Origin of the sequence: Sulfobacillus sp. hq2, from assembly GCF_002903155.1 — a bacterium.
GTDB classification, from domain to species: domain Bacteria; phylum Bacillota; class Sulfobacillia; order Sulfobacillales; family Sulfobacillaceae; genus Sulfobacillus; species Sulfobacillus thermotolerans.
Window position 1 is genome coordinate 369180 of record NZ_NWUL01000047.1, and the last position, 16743, is coordinate 385922.

A 16743-nucleotide genomic window follows, 5' to 3' on the forward strand; every position below is an offset into this window, starting at 1 on the left:
GCCAGGCATCCTCCCTTCTTTGAGATCCGCTGCACGTTGCGCGTGAGCGATTGCGGTAATTAAAATTTACCGGAAAACATTATATATAATGTATTATTCATTCTAGCCAACCAAAGCCCCTGCCGCAAGACTCCAAACCTCGTAAATATTCCAAAGCCTCCTAGGCCAAGTTCTTACTTTCGTGCCATTATTCTCGCAATATTAAGCCCCCCCCCCCTCATTGACCCCTTACACAAGGCTACTCACAAATAAAACCTTGTTATTGGCATCATTTTTATTGAAGCCCTCTTTAATATAATATATTATATATGCGCATATCCTCCTTATCTCTATTTTCTGACAAACAGAGGTGAATTTATGAAGCCTGAAACAGCGATTTCTCCGAGTAGCGTGCTCTCCCGACTCGAACGATTATCCGTTTGGTCTATGCCCTATTTATTTATTGGCGTCATCGGCGTGGGTTTTTTGTTCACGTTCTACGACATGTTTGATATTAATGTGTCGTTTATTCAAACCTGCACCCAACTCGTCCATGGTTGTACGCCGGAGAGTTCGTCCACATGGCTTGGTTTGCCCGTTCTTTTAAACCTTGTCGGCTATGTCATCGGCACCTTAATTTTAAGCCCTTTGTCTGATCGCATCGGCCGGCGCGATATGCTGCTTGTCACCATGATGATTACAGGAATCGGCTCCTTATGGACAGCTTTTTCTCCCACCTATAACCAATTCATCTTCTCTCGCATTCTGACTGGCGTGGGAGTCGGCGCAGACTTGGCCATTGTCAATACGTATATCAACGAAATCGCCCCACGACAGGGTCGAGCCAAGTATACCTCCTTGATTTTTATAATGTCCTCGTTAGGAGCGTTTTTAGGCATTTGGCTAGGCTTGTTACTGACAACGCCTGCCACTCCATTTCCTCTGGGCTTGCCGTTTGCTATGGCTAGCGCCCATTACACCAATGGCTGGCGCACCATGTATTTGATTGGCGGACTGCTTGCTGTCACGGGCATTTTTGTGCGTATCCGCCTTCCCGAATCGCCCCGTTGGCTCATTACCCAAAATCGAATTCATGAGGCCAGCATGGTTGTGTCCCTCATGGAAGACATGGCGTCTTTACGCGGACCCTTGCCCCCTATCACAGAACAAGTCGAGCCACCAGCAATTGGAGAGCCTGCCATTCCCTACTCCGCAATTTTCTCCAATCCGCTCTATCTTAAACGGACAATTTTACTCATGGCCATGTGGTTTATCAGTTACGTGACGGTGTATACGTATGCAGCGGGGATGACCAGTATTTTGGTCAGCTTGCATTTCGCGCCACCAGAAGCAGGGCTGATCGCTGCATTTGGAACCTTCGGATTTATTTTAGCCACGATTGTCGCATTTTACACTGCAGAGCGGCTTGAGCGAAAATACTGGCTGCCGATTTCTGCCGTCATTTGCATATTAGGCGGCATTTTCGTTGCCGAAGCGGGATCAGATTTTGTGTTGTCTGTGCTGGGTTCCTCGATGATCTTTTTTGGCTTTAACCTCTGGGTCCCCATGACTTATAGTTGGTCGACAGAAAATTACCCCACTCGCGCGCGCACCACGGGATTTGCTTTGGTGGATGGCATTGGCCATTTAGGCGGCGGTGTCGGCTTGATGGTGATTGCACCACTAGCCTTACACATGAGTGTGATGTCCGCATTTTTGATGACGGGAGCATTTTTAGCCGTAGGCGCCATCATTGCACAATTCGGGGTCAAAACCCGCGGGCGCCAGTTGGAGGAAATCTCCCCGTAACTTTTCTGTCCGTAAACCCTACCTTGATTGGGGTCAAAATTCGAGTAGCGGCGGGTGACTAACCCGCCCCNAGGGCTACTCACTTGGAGTAGCCCAACCCCCACGGAACCCAGCGTGCGGGTTTCCCGCACTGAGCTCTTCAGCGCTGAGTGGTTGTGAGACATAGGGTTCCCTCTCTGTCAGGATTTTCTAAAATACTTAAACACAGTATCTGGTTTTGTGTGGATCACGGTGGTCCCAACGCTTTCTTCGCGGACGCACTCATCGGAAAGTCTTTCGTCTTCCCGGTCTTCTGTTCGGTAATCTGAATGCGCTCCCGCCATTTCGTGGGCGTTTCGCGCACATCCCCGACGGTCAGGTTGAGCAGGTATCCGACGGCCAATCCATATGATCGAACGTTTAAAGAACAAGCGGTTCAACTGGCGGTGACACAACAAAAAAGTGGCACGCGAATTGGGCATGCCCAGTAAGACCTTAGGTAGTCGGCTGCCGTCGTGAGTCCCACGAATTCATGAGCGGCACCACTTTCTGGTCATGTTCGGCTCTGCAGCCCGCGCGGGTCTAGACTTCTCTCCCGTCACGCGCACCTTGCGGTGCGCCTGTCCGCTTTAGCGGTACCGCGAGAGACCTACCCGGCTAAGAACGTGTACGGTCCCTCCATCTACCGGGTGCATTTACGTGACGCGCGCTTGACCGTATTGGGCTTCATTCTGTTGAGCGAATTCGCCCCACGCGCCCCGCCTCGGATGCACATCCTGTTCGTCCGGCCGGAGGTTTGCGACCGGCTTCCTTCAGATCCCGCCTCGCGACGAGCACCTTGCCTTAAGCTATGGTTGGAACGGTCATCCCCCCCTTTGGGACTTTCACCCTAAAGCACACACCCATGCCGGACGCACCGATAAGCCGAGTGAGATTATATTCTCACTCGGCTTATTATTAGCAAAAACAATTTATGCGGTCACAGTGCGGGCCACGGTAAATTTGTTGAACCAGTCCCCCATATTGTTTGGTGGAGTGGCTGTCATCTTTGACACCCGCACGATTAAATCCCCAATCCCATCCACTTGCAAATGCATCTCGTCGCCAGGCTTGACTTCCCCCACGCCTTGCGGCGTTCCCGAGGCAATAATGTCGCCAGGGAATAAGGTCGTTTGATATGAGGCCAACGAGATTAATCGCCGGATGGAATAAATCATGTCTTGGGTGCAGCCTTCTTGCCACAACGCCCCATTAACCCATAATCGAAAGGTCATGTGGTTGATATCCGGTATTTCATCTTTGGTAACAATCCACGGCCCAATCGGACAAAACCCGTCAAACCCTTTACGATACGGGCGATCTTCAGGCCCGCGCACGGACAGATCGAGCAATCCCGTAAATCCAAAAATCGCTTGTTCTGCCTCGTCTTCTGTAATGTTTCGCACTTGACGACCGATGATAACACCGACTTCCGCCTCATGATCCGTTCGCCGTTCGGCAAAGGGAAGCGTGATGGTCTCATCCGGCCCTGCAATAGATGAGGAAGGCTTCAGAAATAAGCCGTAATCTTCAATGGTTTTGACTTGTGTGCCGGCGTAGACGCCTTTGGCCCCCCCCATCTCTTGCTGATGCAATACGTAGTTTACGGGGGCAGCAATAATTTTCGAGGGCATGGGCACAGGCGCGCGTAAATGCACCTTGTCGAGCGGCTGCCGGGGGCCATTGGCTGCTAAATCTTCCCACTGCGCACGTTTCGCGTCAAACTGAGCAATAAAGGGGAGCATCCAAGCATACGGCCAACGAGGTGACCAATCCGGAACCCAATCGGTAATATCAACCACGCTGTGATCGACAATAAGGCCAACTCGCGCTTCATCAAATACGGCTAACTTCATTCGGTTTCCTCCTGACTACGATGACTGCTGAGATACTAATCGGCGCAACAATTCGGGGCGAACCGTCTCCGGAATAGGAATCGCCACGGGAGTTTCTACATCTTTAAATGTTACCCACGCCCGTTTTTCACGGCCATGCGCAATACGTTGACCACGACAGACAATATCGTGTAACAATGTCATAGACTTATTCCCGACGTGCTCCACCGTCGTCGACACTTCAATAGGATCGCCAAAATGCAACGGAGCAAAAAATTGAATAGAGGCCTCGAGCAAAGGAAAACCAATACGCTCCACCGTAAACCACTGGGGACTACTCTGTGCTAAAGACCCGATAAAGTGATGAGTTGCTTCATCAAACCAGGCAAAATAATTCGGATAAAATACGAAACCCGCCGCGTCGGTATCCCCCCATGCTACCTTAGTGCGCCAGATATCCTGCCCTGGTGTTGGTTCATCGTCCTGCTCCATACGGTCTTCTATCATGGCTACCTCTCCTTGCTCAGAAATACATCCAGGATTCTTTATTCGTCAGATTAATATGCAAGGCGCGACATCTTCTATATTATATATTATACTTTTTCTTGAAGACAATCTAAATTGTCATGATAACCACGAACTTGCGCTCCATGGCGAAACAACATGTGCCCTGCATAATGGATTGGGCCCATGCAGCATGCTAGAGCATTGATTTTGTCCGTTACAATTCATCATCCTAGGAGGTCAACCGGTGAGTTTACAAGATATCGCATTTCCCGCCATTGTCGTCGGCGCTGGTCCTGTAGGCATGACGGCCGCCTTAGCTTTGCGTCATGAAAATATTCCGGTCATGGTCTTAGAAGCGGAATCTCAAGACCGCCTACGTCCCGGTAGCCGTGCCATTTTTCTGCATAAGGCTACACTGCAATTACTCGAAGACATCGCCCCCTCGTTAGGGAAGACCATGGCACAACATGGAGTGGTTTGGCCGGTTAAGCGCACGTGGTTTGAAGGGCAAGAAGTATACACCAAAACGTATCCATCCCCTTCCCCCGATACTCTTCCCCCGTTTACCAGCTTGCCCCAAGTACAAATCGAGCAATTTTTATATCAAGCGTGCTTGGAGCAAGGAGTTGAATTTGTGTGGTCTAGTCCTGTTGAGACATTACAGATCGAGCCCACCGGCGTTGTGGTGAAAACCCGCAATGGCCACACTTATACCACGTCCTATGTCATCGGCGCTGACGGAGCCCATTCCACTGTGCGTCATGCTGCTCATATCGATATGGAAGGCACACGCTCTGCCAATACCTTTATTGTCGTCGATGTTTCTGAAGACCCCGATGATCCCCTACCGCTAGAACGCGTGTTCCATTACAACCACCCGCAAATGGATGGACGCAATGTCTTGTTCGTGCCTTTTGCGGGCGGTTGGCGCATCGATCTGCAATTAAAGGACAGTGACGTCGTCGAGGACTATGCTGGTCTCGACGCGGTACGACGTTGGCTTCCACTTGTTATGGATAAGAAATATGCGGACCGCATTACGTGGGTATCGACCTATCAATTCCTTCAAGTTGTCGCGAATTCCTTCACTGATTCTTTGTACCGTGTCCTGCTCGTTGGCGAAGCCGCCCACCTGTTCGCGCCCTTCGGTGCCCGCGGATTTAATTCCGGCGTCCCCGATGCCGTAACCGCTGCGCAAGCCATTCACCAAGCGCTGAACGCCAAGTCGTCCTCCGCAGCGCAAGAGGCTATTGCTCATTTTGCCGAGCAACGCCACCACGCCGCGATTTACAACCGGAACGCAGCCGGCATCGCCCTCGAACACATCCAAGGCGCATCGAGCGGCATGCAAGCCAAACGTTATGTCGCTGCTGCTTTGTCTCCTGCGTGGCCTGCACTCGGGCGCTGGCTTGATGAAGGACCATATGGACCGCGCTCCGGCCCATCTGCTACTACCAAATATTAAGAGAAGAGGGTTGCTAATGACACTGCCGGAATTCACCGTGTTTTACTCGCAATTGAATCCAGAGCGATTAGGCAAGGTTTATGACAACGCCTTAAAAATGCTGACCGACCGCCTAGCCAGTAGTCAAGAATCGCCGGAAACCTTGAGTCCCGTGATTCTTGACGCCGCTATGATTCTCAGTACACACTTGCTGCATGAATACCATAACTGGTTAGCCCAATCCCTTGCTTCCACTGCAAAAGACGAATAATAAACACAAAGGGCAGGCCCTGAACAGCCTGCCCTTTGTGTTTATTAACAAACGTTACGAGACATAAACTTTTTGTGCTTTAATATGGTAGTACTGGTAGTAATAGATATCAATGTTTTGGACGACGACCAACGCTTGTTTCTCACGGACCACCACTAAGCCATCATGACCTTTTTCCGCCATGTTACCACAGCCTTTAATATACTTTCATATGTCACGTGGGAGAGGTGAACGGAAAATGATTGAACCCGGTTCTAACACGAGGCCCTATCAATTGGACAAAGTGGTGGGGGTCATTGCCATTATGGCCTCGGCACTTTCCCAAGAATACGGTTCCGGTATCAACTTTGTCGCGACACAAAGCCTTAGCGTCTACCCTCGGATCGAATACCTCGTCCCTTTAGCCATGTTTGTTACCGGCTTATTCTATCTTCCTAAAGTCTTTCTCTTTATGCGCTTTGGCAAAGTCATGCCAAGAGCCGGCGGGAGCTATGTTTGGATTACCCGAAGCCTAGGCATGCAAATCGGCTTTATCGTCCACTTTTTATGGTGGGCCAGTTTAGCTTTCGCCATAGGTGTGCTAGCCTTTGCCTTTGGTACCTTCCTATCCGCAGGACTTGTCAGCGCAGGATTGCCAGGCGCGACCTTCTTTGTCACGCCATGGGGTCATATTTTGGCCGGAGCCGTAGCCATTTGGCTCATTTTTTGGATGCATTACCGCGGTATAGGGCATTATGCCAAACTGGTAACCATCTTAATGGGTGTCGTCATTCTGACGGCCGCTATCGTCATCGCTGTGGGATTCAGCAACACGCCCGCTACATTTGCACAAGCGGTACACACCAAATTACACGTGTCGTTGGTGGCTCCCACCACCTTTCCTGCCCCAAGCTTATCGGCATTTCTCTCGGTCTGCACCCTCTTCATTTTTGCTTACGGAGGAATCTCTGCGGCGCCGTTTTTAGGCGGAGAAGCCAAAGACAGCACGCATTCCATTCCCCTCGGAATTTTTTGGGGATGGCTTTCGGCAATCGTGTTGTTTTCTCTGGTATCCCTGGCCATTTTCCACGCGGCTCCCTGGTGGGGCGTCGTCACATTAATTCATCACGGCGATACAGCGTACGCAACCACCCCAGGACTGGTAGGACTCTTAGGATCTCCAAGCCTTGCCGCCGCTCTTAATCTATTAGTCGCCCTCATTGTTGGCAAAACCCTCGCTCCACAAATGATGGGCACATCTCGTCTCGTCTTTGCATGGGCCCAAGACCATTTGTTTCCGGCCCGGTTTGCCAAAACATCGAAATGGCACACTCCGGCGGCTGCTCTATTTCTCAGCGCCGTGATCGGCACCTTATCTTTAATACAGTCGGCGCTCGTCGGATGGTCGATCGGCGTGACATTTCGGTCCATTGCGATCTTATTGGTCCTAGCCCTGCTCGGCATTGGCGTGCTAAACCTAAGGTGGGGATCGCATTTTCGCCACAGCCATTGGCGAGAACCGATTGCCCATGGTTGGGCAGTCGTTATCGCCGCTGTCTTAGGAATTATTATTGCAGCCCTGTTAATTAGCAGCGTCCTCATCGTACCGAAAACCCCCGTAGTCTTCCAGCCTGCCTTTCAAGCCGTCGTTGCCATTCTCGTAGGAACAGCCATCTACCATTGGTCTGTAGCACACGCCAAAAAGAAAGGCATTCATATTCATGCCATTGCTGAGGACCTTCCTTTGGAATAGGACGCATTGGCCTTCCACTAAAAACCGCTCCGGATTCCTCTCACCGGGGCGGCTTTGGTCTTTAGCGTATTTGTCTTAATATATTAAGGCGCATAAGATTTGGACGCGGTTTTTGTCTTCCTATCGTTAAAAAGGCCACCGCCGAGGTAGCCCATGACAGCCAAGCGACAATCAGCGTGTCCCCCACGACCGTTCCCGTAACAAAATGTGTAATCAATGCAACCCCTAGCAAAGGTATCCCAACCAAGCTATTTACCAGATGGTGAGCACTATGGCGTTGTTGCCACACCCACCACACGGCACCAACTGCTACCCCCATTCCGCTTAAGTGAAACAGCTCCTGTACAAGAAGGGTAGGGTGAGCATAAGTGATCCACGCGCCCATATATAAATTGACGGCCAAGGCCGTTGCCATCCAGACCTCAACACGAGACGACAGAGCTGTTCGGGAAGTGACCACAGGATACCGCCATAACGCCAAAACCATCACAACTAGAACGCTCTGAGCCGCTAACCCTAACGGGGCTAAAATAGCCATAATCGCAGCCGGAACATTCCACAAGACTCCTAGAGTGCAAATCACAGTCTCAATAGCTAATAAGCTCAGCAATATCACCATAAAGCGCTTCCACTGCTGCGCATAACGGCTGTAGCGCCACGCACCGACTAAAAATACCACGAGAGCCACTACAAACCCTAAAGTCAGCAAACGATGTACATATTCAATCACCACAGCTGTGTTATCAAAACGAGGGACCACCGCGCCGTGGCACAATGGCCAATCCGCGCCGCATCCCTGGCCTGAATGCGTATCATGATCGATAAAGCCTGCAGCGTTCACAGCAAAGACACCGATGACACTGATGATGCCCATCGCTTTTAGCCATCTCAAAGATGGTGTGGTATTAGATCTCATAGCCCACCTCCGATTAAAACCTCCTTATTACATATCGCTTCGACAACCCCTTGCGTATACCATTTTCCTTCATATCCCCAAAGGGACTGAGAATGTCCATGGAGGATAGCTTCATTATAAATATTATTGGAAATGATTGGGTAAAATATGTCATTTAACTCAAAATACATGACACAATGGCGGTCTCAGACATGAGGCTGCCACTTGTCTGGGACCACCCACACTCTCCTCTTGTCAAATCCTGTCCCATCCCATGCCTTCAGGCTTATACAGTAACCGGTTAGAGCCTTGACTTCCTTGCCCCCATGTTTGGCTCTTTTTGTGCCCATGGCTCAAGGTTAGCAAGCATGGTCTAACAGGTTTCTACTAAGCCTTCAATGTTCAAGTCCCTGTCAATATTGTCCGAGCTGCTTCTTCGAACACCATCACCCCGATTTCGCAATCTTGGGGCGAAGACCATTCATCGCGAGCATGACTAACGCCCGCAGCACTTGGAATAAACAGTAGTCCTGAGGGCACGGATTGAGCCAAGATCATAGCATCATGTACAGCCCAACTATTGAGAAACATTGTTGGAATCTGAAGGCGAGCAGCAGCGTCGCTTAAGATATTGCGAATCGTAAGGTCTAACGCTACTGCCGCCTTATCAACCCTTTGCACGATAGCCCCTGCCGCCCATGAGGCTTGCCACCGGCGCAAAACCGCTTCCCGTATATCGTCATTAGGTGCGCGAACATCAAAAGAAATTGCAGAATGACCGGCAATAACATTAGGACTACCAGGATCCGCGATAATATCGCCAACCGTCCCCACACATTCATGGTCCATAACGGCCTCATGCAAGCCCACAACAGCCTGCGCTGCCGCAAGCAAGGCATCTTGTCTTTTGTCCATGGGCGTAGTCCCTGCGTGGTTTTGATGCCCCGTAAACTGCACATACCCTTGCGACCTTCCCGCAATCACGTTCACAATCCCTAAAGGAATTTGGCGCTCTTCAAGGATCGGACCTTGTTCCACGTGGATTTCTAGATACGCACAGATCGGCACCGGTCTTATGGCAGACAAGGATTCCCATGTCACCCCATACGCAGCCGCCGCATCCTCTAAACTGTGGTTTCCACTTGCATCTGCCATTGTCATAAATTCTTGGCGCGTCAAAGCGCCTGTGATAGCTCGGCTTCCTAATAAACCGGAATTAAACCGCACCCCTTCTTAATCAGCGAATGCCACGATGGCCACATTGCCATAACCGCCAAATTGGCATTCACGCAAGGACAAGAGCGTTTCTAGTGCCGCGGCTACCCCGTAGACTCCATCGAAATCACCTCCGCCCGCCACGCTATCTAGATGGCTACCGAGCACCAGATATTCTTGCCCTGGCTTAGGTGTCCACAGTCCCCAAACATTACCCGCCCCGTCGCGAAACGCAGTAAACCCCTCATACGTGAGGATCTCTGCCAACTCTCGCCGCGCCAACATATCCTCATCCGTCCATGCTACCCGAAATACTCCATTGTCCTGGCGCCCAATGCCTTGTAGTCTGTGAAAGTAATCCCAAAACCTTCGTCGGTTCATGGGCTACGCCCTCACTGCCGCATGCTGAAAACCAATAAACTGCCCATTAGGGGGCTGGCCTGTAGATTGATAGTCCCGAATAGCCCATTGGCCACCTACCATCACGTCCCGCGGAAAACCTCGAACGGCCCACCCTTCATATGGTGTATAATCGACACGCTGATGCAATTGTTCCACATGGATGGGCGGTGGAACCCTTTGAGGATCAACAATAATAATGTCAGCATCGCTACCGGGCAACAGTGCACCCTTATACGGAAAAAGTCCAAACGTTTTAGCAGCATGCGTCGACATCCAACCGACCGTGGAACCCAAGTCAATCTCTTTACGCTGAACCGCATTTAACAATAATGGCACCCGCGTCTCAATTCCTGGCCCTCCATTAGGAATCTGTCGAAAATCATGAATGCCGAGTTGCTTTGCCCCCTCCATGTCAAAAGGACAATGATCGCTCGAGACAATGCCAATGTCTCTTCTTTTCAATGCCGTCCATAAAACTTCCTGGTCTTTAAGGGAGCGTGATGGGGGCGTGTACACAAAACGCGCGACAGAAAAACTGTCCGGTTCATAGACTTGGTCATCTAAGAATAAATATTGCGGGCACGTCTCCGCTGCCAAGTTCGCACCTAATTGGCGCGCGAACGCGAGAGCTTGGACCGCCTCATGAGAACTCATGTGCACAATATATGCTGCCGCTTTGGCTAGTCTGGCGAGTTGGCCCACACGAAACACCGCTTCCCCTTCCAGTTCTGCCGGCCTCGTTATCCCATGATAACCCGCTTGATAATGACCAGCCATGATGGCGTCTTCGGCAATCACATCGATTACCGGACCATTTTCCGCATGAACCATGGTCATAACACCACTGTGACCTGCCGTTCGCAAAACTTTATAAATATCCGCATCGGAGAGCATAAGTTTGCCAGGATAAGCAGTAAATACCTTAATCGTGTGCACTCCTAGGGAAGGCAATAATGCCAGTTCTTTAAGCCACTGGTCATTCATTTCGGGAATGATGATGTGAAAGCCGTAGTGGGCCCACGACGCCCCACTTTTTTCTTTCCATCGTTCCACTAACGCGGGCAACGATTCCCCCGGTTGTGGCTGGATAAAATTCATGACGGTTGTCGTACCACCAAACACGGCGGCCTTTGTCCCTGAACCCATATCATCAGTCGTCACCGTGTCGCCAAAATCCCAATCGAGGTGCACATGTGGGTCAATCCCACCAGGGAGAACCCAGCATCCACTCGCATCCAATTCCACATCATAATCTTGACGATTCACATCACGGCCAATGTAGTAAACGCTTCCCTGGACAATGCCCAAGTCTGCCTGAATGAGTGTATCAGGCGTCAGACCAATGTAGCCGTTTCGAATTATCGTGCGCACGAGTAGCCCCTCCTACTGTCGATGTTGACGTTGTTATGCTCACGCGAACCCTCTAAAACAAAGTAGCGATGCGGGTATAGAACGTCTTAAGCGCATCGCCACTTTGTGATGCGTTAAAGTTCTGCTTCTTTGGGCTCTGGAATAACCGTAGCAACCACATAGGGTCTCATCAGCAACGCATAACTTACAAAACTAGCAACGATTCCGACAAACCACGAATACGTATACAAAACGTGCAGGCTTGGAATAAAAAGTCCGATAAAAGCTCCCAATAGCCCCACCCCAAAGGCCATTAGACCCCTGAGATTCCAGCCGTTTTGGTAACGAAAATCTCCCGACCGTTCGAAGAATTGCTCAACATCATAATGTTGGTTGCGTACGACATAGAAGTCCGCCAACATCAACCCCGCAACAGGCCCTAAAGCCCCACCAATGGCACCTAACACATCGTAAATCGTGGTGGCATTGTTAAACCACATCCACGGGACAAACAAGACTCCTAAGGCAATAGCTAAGATCCCCGCGCTCACAAAATGCAGTTTTCTCGGGAACAAATTGACTAAATCGTAAGCAGGCGATACGACATTGGCACCAACATTCACGGATAGCGTAGCGACGATAAGAGTCAAAGCACCAAATACCAAGATGAGAGGATTATGGAACCGTTGCAATAAATCGACGGGATTTGAAATGGCGCTTCCAAAAGCTGCTAAAGCCCCAGACGTCGTGATAATGCTAATAAGGGCAAAGAGGATGGCGGTAATCGGCAATCCAATAGCCTGCCCTACTACCTGATCGCGCTGGCTTTTAGCAAATCTTGTGAAATCGGGAATGTTCAGGACTAATGTTGCCCATACTCCAATCAGTCCGGTAACCGCCAAGGGAAACGCCGCGTCAAATGCGGCCGGTGATAGGTGACTTGGCTCGGTAAACAGGGGCCCTAATCCATGAGCAGCGTTAACCGCCCATACCACTGCAATCAATCCCATAATAATCACCATGGGGCCCGCCCATAATTCGAAATGTCGAATTCTCTCCATACCATGGGATATGACCAACGCATGCAAAATCCAGAACAATCCAAACGCAATCGCGACATTAGCCTGCAAGCCCAAGAAAGCATATTGTGAGAGACTGTTCCAACCCGGAATCAATAAACCAAACAAGGCATTGATGGCTAAGCTACCCGCGTAGCTCTGCACGGCAAACCAAAATATCGCGACAAAGGCACGCAATAACACGGGGATTTGTGCCCCTTTGTAGCCAAAAGCCGAACGAATCAATACCGGAAAAGGTAATCCATATTTAGCTCCCGCCACCCCATTCAACCACATGGCCAAGACCAGAATCACATTGGCAATTATGACAGCAAGCAAGGCTTGCGCCACACTAAAACCTTGGCTTAGAAGAGCCGCGGCGGTTTCGTAGGCGACAATATTGTGGACCATTCCCATCCAAATGGTGCTGTAATTCACCCATGTCCAGCGCCTCTTTTCTTTCGAAATGGGAGCAAGGTCGACATTGTACAATTCAGGGTCTTTTACCATCAAATCGTTGGCCATTGCCGCTCTCTCCTTTTTCATGTTAACTTCATGGTTAAACTATCATTTTTATCTATCATTACCGATATAGGATATGACAAAAATTTTTATTTCGTATGTTATTTATTACAAAAAGCTATTTACTTGTGTAATGTATTTCTTTCACTCAAAACTGATCGGCAGTAACGGTTAGCGTGGCCTAGTGAATGAATCCTGTAAGACGAAAGACCCATCAATACACGTTTACACGGACAACTAATCAACCAAATTCCTGTGCAACGCACTCATATATGTCGGAAATCTCTTGTCAGGCACGTCAAAAGAAGCCGCTCGCAAATCGTATTCTTTCTGGATACTCAGCGACTGCAGAATGTTGTGCTTTAACTGCCTTGGGGGGGCACTGAGGTTGATGCGAAAAGTTCCTTAACACTCGCAACGTGGATCACCCACAACGCACGCAGGCACTTGGAGCAGAAACCAAGTGGCGTTTACAGAACACACAAAATTAGAATTGAACTTATAATCCACCATGCGCTTATACGCAAGCAATGCTGCCTCATACTATTAAGGCTCTTTTGGCTTTCACGAACCAAAAGAGCCTATGTCTTGCAAACGTACGCCGAGGCTTTCGCTTCATTTTTGGCAACACGCCGGATCCCAGGCGATCTCTATAGCATCTATACCCTGATAGCGTCAAAGGATCCACTGCCCCTGCGTCACAGCAATACGCCTGGGCCAGGGATCCATTGCGGCGTGAAATCATACCATTCGCCCTGCGCATATGCTATTTGGCCATTAAGCCAAGTCGCTTGAATTTTCGCGGGCAATACTTTCCCACAATAAGGATTGTGTCGGTGGGCATCGTAGATAGTTGAAGACTCCAAAGAGTGATCAGAATGAGAATCAACTATGGCTAAATCCGCCCAATACCCTCGTTGAATAGCCCCCCGGTCTTGCAAACCAAATCTTTTGGCCACATTGGTACTAAGCAACGCGGACAGCCGTGGCAATGGGATTTGCCGCTTCAACCACCCTTCCGATAACAGGACTTCCACACTCGATTGTATCCCGGATATCCCTCCCCAAATTTTTGACACATCGCTCCCCGTTTTCAGCCCTGGCGGACTCGGGGAATGATCACTCGCGATCCAATCCACATAGCCCTTCGCCACACAGTCCCACAAATCCTCGACATTTTGGGCAGAGCGCAGCGGCGGGGCGCATTGATAACGTGCTCCCCTTGTCAAATAGTCCTGATCGGTCAAAGTCAGGTAATGCGGACACGTCTCTACTGAAACATCGACACCACGCTGTTTCGCCTTGAAAGTTTTCACCACTGTATCTGCCAAAGAAGCATGAACAATATGAATTTTAGCCCTCAAACGCTCTGCCCAGTATAAAAGTCGGTCGACCGCCGCTATTTCACTATCTGGGTTGTGAACCTGCAAATAATCTTCGCGCCGCCAGCCATTTTCAAGAAAACGCCGTTGACCATCCATTACGGATTGGTCCTCAGCATGCACAGCGATCAAGGCACCCGACTCCGCCGAAAAACGCAAAGCCGCTATGAGCGTCTCTTCATCAGCCGCAGGAAATTCCGGAACGCCAGAGTCTGCCATAAAAAGTTTAAATCCCATGACGCCCGCGTTCCACAATGCGCGCCATTGCTTTATTCCATTATTCGCTACCCCACCCCATAATCCAAAGTGGGTGCGACAATGCGCTTGGGCAGCCGCCAATTTTTGCTGTAAAGCTTCCCTAGTTGTGGTAGGAGGCAGACTATTCAATGGCATGTCAAAGATAACACCAACCCCGCCAGCCAAAGCCGCACGAGACCCCTGATGAAATCCTTCCCAGTGAGTACGTCCTGGTTCATTGAAGTGCACATGCGCATCGATCATGGCCGGCATAACGACCGCGCCCCGCGCATCATAACTTGCGGAAACTAATCCCTTAGCTAAGTTTCCTGGGCCAATCCTTTGGATGCGTCCCTGATCAATAGTTACGTGTCCCCACATCTCATTGTCCTCCAGCACAATGTGGGCATTGTAAATCGTACGCATCTTAGTACATGTCATGACGCGGCGCTCCTTCCCTTAAATCCAGTTCTTTAAGAAAAAGGAGCGCAACCCGCACTGTCAAAAGATCTTCGGCATCACTAAGCGACCGATGCAGCAAATCTTCCAACTTACGTATTCGGTACAACACCGTGTTGCGGTGGACATACAGAGCTTTAGCCGCTTCCGATGCCTGATTTTGGTTTTCAAAAAAGATATCCATGGTTTCCAGCAAAACAGCACGTTCCGGTTCTGAGAGTGTTAACAAGGGCCCAAATACTTCTGTCACAAAACGCGCACGGTCTTCGGGGGCAATCTGGCGAAGCAATGCTTGAAGACTTCGAGCCTGGTAGACGTTGATCACATGATTCGTAAGCGTCTTTGCGACCTCGCGGGCTTCTTGCAAAGACAATGGCAAATGACTTGCTGAAGGATATAATCGTCCTAAATGAAACGACACCTTAACATGAAAGTGAGCCCACAAAGCCTGGCTGGCCTCTTCTAATTGACGATAATTCCACGAGAAATCGTCTCCTTCCATCGACTTAGAACCAGGCGAAGCGATTCCCACCAACTCATCATCGTCAGAAGCCAGAATCAGTCCCCAACCCTTCTGGGTCAAAAACATCTGGAGCCATTGAGCCGTTTCATCCAAGAGCGAAACGCGTTGATTCCAATGGTTACCCATTCTCTGAAAGCCCGGTCCCGTTTGCACATGCACCACCATGGCACCATAAGGACCCTTGAACAATACGTGATCGAACCGAAATGGCGAAGTCAATGTCGATACAGGTGTCAACGAGCCTTCACGGGTCATACCCTCAATCCATTGACGTTGTTGGACGTACAATTGCTGCATGGACCAATACTGCTTGGCTCTCAATAAGGCAATGGCATGGATCGCCGCCGACAGCGCCATTCCTAGCGGTTTTCGCCGCCTTACAAGAATAATCTCTCCGTACCATACACCTTCCCGAATAACGGGATAGCCTTCTGCAGTTTCCCCACTAGCTACAAGTCCTTGAGGACTTCCATCACGCACATAAGAAGCTCTGTCGCGCAATTGCTGTGCAACCATTTCAAAAAGAGCATTATTTATGCCTCTTGCGGCCACGGCGCGAATAGCACGGGTATTATCTAATAATCCAACCGAAGCATGCCACAGCTGGCTAAGATGTTGAGCCACCATCTCCCATCCCTGATGCCCTCTTAACGCGATATCCGTCATTTCTAAAAAGACTTTCTCTTGCGTGTCATCATTCCAGTCCACGTCGTCGCGCCTCAGTAACGCACGAGTAATCTCGTGAGAGATTATTCCCAATGGCAATTGCTGAGGCAGCTCAATAATAGGCAAACCCCATTGATTCGCTTGATCGTAGAGTTCAGCAGGAACGCGCTCCAAATACCGTTGAGGTTTAATACCTAATGCCGCACATCCTCTTTCCGCTAGTTGAGGAATGAGCGTATTAAGGACCGACCTATCGTCTTTAACACTGTAAAGGGTCGTAATCAGAATTTGCTGGGGACGAATCCATTCCACAATATCCGGTGCATCCATCATGTTGACAGAGTCGGCCATGCGGTTAATCCCATCATATCCGGCCACTAAGCGCGCTTCTTTTAGAATCGGCGTTTTCATCAGGCGAGCGATCGTCAGCGGCACAGGC

Annotated in this window: 14 protein-coding genes; 4 read left to right on the plus strand and 10 right to left on the minus strand. The window is 50.0% G+C overall.

What is annotated here, in order from left to right; translation table 11 throughout:
* Positions 1-357: 357 nt before the first annotated feature.
* Positions 358-1788 (plus strand): MFS transporter, encoded by a 1431-nt coding sequence (locus CO251_RS15285; protein ID WP_103376653.1) that lies wholly within the window; start codon positions 358-360, stop codon positions 1786-1788.
* 950 nt (positions 1789-2738) lie between these two features.
* Here CO251_RS15285 and CO251_RS15295 read toward each other — a convergent pair.
* Positions 2739-3662, minus strand: a complete 924-nt coding sequence (locus CO251_RS15295; protein ID WP_103376654.1) for a fumarylacetoacetate hydrolase family protein — start codon at positions 3660-3662, stop codon at positions 2739-2741.
* A gap of 15 nt (positions 3663-3677) precedes the next feature.
* On the minus strand, positions 3678-4148 hold the full coding sequence (locus CO251_RS15300; RefSeq protein WP_242968636.1) for a thioesterase family protein: 471 nt from the start codon (positions 4146-4148) through the stop codon (positions 3678-3680).
* A gap of 244 nt (positions 4149-4392) precedes the next feature.
* Between CO251_RS15300 and CO251_RS15305 the strand changes: the two genes are divergently transcribed.
* Entirely contained in the window at positions 4393-5613 is a 1221-nt protein-coding gene (locus CO251_RS15305; RefSeq protein ID WP_242968637.1) for an FAD-dependent monooxygenase, read from the plus strand.
* A 16-nt stretch (positions 5614-5629) separates the two neighbouring features.
* Positions 5630-5863 carry a hypothetical protein gene (locus tag CO251_RS15310; RefSeq protein WP_103376655.1) on the plus strand — a complete coding sequence of 78 codons (234 nt, stop codon included), beginning with the start codon at positions 5630-5632 and terminating at the stop codon, positions 5861-5863.
* Positions 5864-5917: 54 nt separating this feature from the next.
* On the opposite strand, the gene CO251_RS17935 is transcribed toward CO251_RS15310, so the two are convergent.
* Positions 5918-6046: a hypothetical protein gene (locus CO251_RS17935; RefSeq protein WP_255398166.1), complete on the minus strand. Its 129-nt coding sequence runs from the start codon at positions 6044-6046 to the stop codon at positions 5918-5920.
* 55 nt (positions 6047-6101) lie between these two features.
* On the opposite strand from CO251_RS17935, the gene CO251_RS15315 reads away from it, so the two are divergent.
* The gene (locus tag CO251_RS15315; RefSeq protein WP_158246384.1) at positions 6102-7595 is read left to right on the plus strand and encodes an APC family permease; all 1494 of its coding nucleotides are present in this window, start codon (positions 6102-6104) and stop codon (positions 7593-7595) included.
* Between the two features lie 61 nt (positions 7596-7656).
* Here CO251_RS15315 and CO251_RS15320 read toward each other — a convergent pair whose 3' ends face one another.
* From CO251_RS15320 to CO251_RS15350, 7 genes are all read right to left on the minus strand, one after another.
* Positions 7657-8511, minus strand: coding sequence for a hypothetical protein (locus tag CO251_RS15320; RefSeq protein ID WP_103376657.1), 855 nt, complete (start codon positions 8509-8511; stop codon positions 7657-7659).
* Positions 8512-8892: 381 nt separating this feature from the next.
* The gene (locus CO251_RS15325) at positions 8893-9717 is read right to left on the minus strand and encodes a M20/M25/M40 family metallo-hydrolase (protein ID WP_103376658.1); all 825 of its coding nucleotides are present in this window, start codon (positions 9715-9717) and stop codon (positions 8893-8895) included.
* Positions 9718-9723: 6 nt separating this feature from the next.
* Positions 9724-10086 (minus strand): M28 family peptidase, encoded by a 363-nt coding sequence (locus CO251_RS15330; RefSeq protein ID WP_103376659.1) that lies wholly within the window; start codon positions 10084-10086, stop codon positions 9724-9726.
* 3 nt (positions 10087-10089) lie between these two features.
* Positions 10090-11478: a dihydropyrimidinase gene (gene hydA / locus CO251_RS15335; protein WP_103376660.1), complete on the minus strand. Its 1389-nt coding sequence runs from the start codon at positions 11476-11478 to the stop codon at positions 10090-10092.
* A gap of 113 nt (positions 11479-11591) precedes the next feature.
* Complete coding sequence (locus tag CO251_RS15340) at positions 11592-13040, minus strand: NCS1 family nucleobase:cation symporter-1 (protein ID WP_207654695.1); 1449 nt, start codon at positions 13038-13040, stop codon at positions 11592-11594.
* A gap of 695 nt (positions 13041-13735) precedes the next feature.
* Entirely contained in the window at positions 13736-15097 is a 1362-nt protein-coding gene (gene allB, locus CO251_RS15345) for an allantoinase AllB (protein ID WP_103376661.1), read from the minus strand.
* On the minus strand, positions 15084-16739 hold the full coding sequence (locus CO251_RS15350; RefSeq protein WP_158246385.1) for a PucR family transcriptional regulator: 1656 nt from the start codon (positions 16737-16739) through the stop codon (positions 15084-15086). Before CO251_RS15350 ends, allB begins: the two co-directional genes overlap by 14 nt.
* Positions 16740-16743: the final 4 nt, after the last annotated feature.

Excerpts from the sequence above, each read along its gene's own strand:
- CO251_RS15285 (WP_103376653.1), top strand. The coding sequence starts at position 358 with ATGAAGCCTGAAACAGCGATTTCTCCGAGTAGCGTGCTCTCCCGACTC.
- CO251_RS15295 (WP_103376654.1), bottom strand. The coding sequence starts at position 3,662 with ATGAAGTTAGCCGTATTTGATGAAGCGCGAGTTGGCCTTATTGTCGAT.
- CO251_RS15300 (WP_242968636.1), bottom strand. The coding sequence starts at position 4,148 with ATGATAGAAGACCGTATGGAGCAGGACGATGAACCAACACCAGGGCAG.
- CO251_RS15310 (WP_103376655.1), top strand. The coding sequence starts at position 5,630 with ATGACACTGCCGGAATTCACCGTGTTTTACTCGCAATTGAATCCAGAG.
- CO251_RS17935 (WP_255398166.1), bottom strand. The coding sequence starts at position 6,046 with ATGGCGGAAAAAGGTCATGATGGCTTAGTGGTGGTCCGTGAGAAACAA.
- CO251_RS15315 (WP_158246384.1), top strand. The coding sequence starts at position 6,102 with ATGATTGAACCCGGTTCTAACACGAGGCCCTATCAATTGGACAAAGTG.
- CO251_RS15320 (WP_103376657.1), bottom strand. The coding sequence starts at position 8,511 with ATGAGATCTAATACCACACCATCTTTGAGATGGCTAAAAGCGATGGGC.
- CO251_RS15330 (WP_103376659.1), bottom strand. The coding sequence starts at position 10,086 with ATGAACCGACGAAGGTTTTGGGATTACTTTCACAGACTACAAGGCATT.
- CO251_RS15340 (WP_207654695.1), bottom strand. The coding sequence starts at position 13,040 with ATGGCCAACGATTTGATGGTAAAAGACCCTGAATTGTACAATGTCGAC.
- allB (WP_103376661.1), bottom strand. The coding sequence starts at position 15,097 with ATGACATGTACTAAGATGCGTACGATTTACAATGCCCACATTGTGCTG.